The organism is Nocardia sp. NPDC060220 (genome assembly GCF_042727815.1).
Taxonomy (GTDB): domain Bacteria; phylum Actinomycetota; class Actinomycetes; order Mycobacteriales; family Mycobacteriaceae; genus Nocardia.
Genome location: NZ_JBHWZY010001179.1, coordinates 1 through 1,685 on the forward strand (window position 1 = coordinate 1; position 1,685 = coordinate 1,685).

Annotated in this window: 2 protein-coding genes; both read left to right on the forward strand. The window is 66.1% G+C overall.

The features are described from left to right. Positions 1–142, forward strand: a 142-nt coding sequence (locus ACFWF3_RS35015) for a His/Gly/Thr/Pro-type tRNA ligase C-terminal domain-containing protein (RefSeq protein WP_379318390.1), incomplete at its 5' end; no start/stop codon positions are given. Positions 143–409: 267 nt separating this feature from the next. Next, a partial coding sequence (locus tag ACFWF3_RS35020; protein ID WP_379318388.1) for an acyl-CoA dehydrogenase family protein occupies positions 410–1,685 on the forward strand: 1,276 nt, incomplete at its 3' end.

Here is a 1,685-nt window from a genome sequence, read left to right on the forward strand (position 1 = left end):
GCTCGGCATGCCCTGGATCCTGGTCATCGGCCGCGGCTGGGCCGAGGGCAAGGTGGAGCTGCGCAACCGCTTCACCGGCGAAGCCGAGGAGATCCCGGCCGAAGACGCCGTCAGCGCTGTCACCGCCAAGATCCGCGGCTGAGTTCGTCTCACGAATCGCGCTGTCCCACTCGATGCGGGACAGCGCGATTCGCTGTCTGTGGCACCGCGACGCGGACCGGTCGTACGCGCCGGCGCATCGTCTCGGCGAGAGTTGCCCGACATCTGGGCGAGTTCGGAAACCTGCTCGGTGTTCGATTGGGCACGGCAACAACAAGCCGTTCGAACTTACGGCTACGTAGGCGAAAGTGCTGGTAGCGGAGCCGCGGGGTCGGCGTGGCGGGTGGGCGGCGCTGCTAAGTTATCGGGCATGACGAGTTCGCCCAGCCTGCTGTTCAACCCGGCCACCTACGACCCCCAGCATTTCGACGCGGAGACGCGGCGGCTGTTGAAGGCCACCATCGAGTGGTTCGAGTCCAAGGGCAAGGCGCAGCTGCTGGTCGAGGACCGCGACGCGGTGTGGACGTCGGAGTTCCTCGAGTTCGTCGGCAAGGAAAAACTGTTCGCGACCTTCCTGACCCCGGCCGGCTACGCCGACGGTGACCCGAACAAGCGCTGGGACGCGGCCCGCAACGCGGCACTGGCGGAGATCTTCGGGTTCTACGGGCTGGCGTACTGGTACGCCGAGCAGGTCACCATCCTGGGTCTGGGCCCGATCTGGCAGAGCGACAACGAGATCGCCAAGCGCAAGGCCGCCGCCGACCTCGACGACGGTCAGGTGATGGCGTTCGCGCTGTCCGAGCGTGACCACGGCGCCGATATCTACAACACCGACCTGATCCTCACCCCGAGCGAGCCGGGCAGCGCCGACGCCGAGGCGGGCATCCTGTTCCGGGCGAGCGGCGAGAAGTACTACATCGGCAACGGCAACGTCGCCTCGATGGTGTCGGTGTTCTCGCGCCGCGCCGACGTCGAGGGTCCGGCGGGCTACATCTGGTTCGCCGCCGACAGCCGCCACGACGATTACCACCTGATCGAGAGCGTCATCCACGGTCAGATGTATGTCAGCCACTTCCGGCTGGAGAACTACCCGGTGACCGCCGCCGACCTGCTGCACGAGGGGCCGGAGGCCTTCTCGGCCGCGCTCAACACCGTCAACGTCGGCAAGTTCAATCTCTGCCACGGCGGCATCGGCATGGTCGAGCACTCGTTCTTCGAGGCCATCACCCACGCCAACAACCGCATCCTCTACGGCAACCCCGTCACCGACTTCGCCCATGTGCGCGGCAATTTCGTCGACGCCTACGCGCGGTTGATCGCGATGAAGTTGTTCAGCGACCGCGCCGTCGACTACTTCCGCAGCGCCTCGCTCGAGGACCGCCGCTACCTGCTGTTCAACCCGATGACCAAGTCCAAGGTCACCTCCGAAGCCGAGGTCGCGATGACCCTGCTGCTGGATGTGCTGGCGGCCAAGGGGTTCGAGAAGGCCACCTACTTCGCGCAGGCCTCGCGCTACATCAACCACCTGCCGCGTCTCGAGGGCACCGTGCACGTGCAACCGGCGCACTATGTGGCCGTGGCCAACTCGCTGAAATCCGCCATGCGGTTGTTCGCCGGTGCGGAGATGTGGACCGACGAGGTCGCCA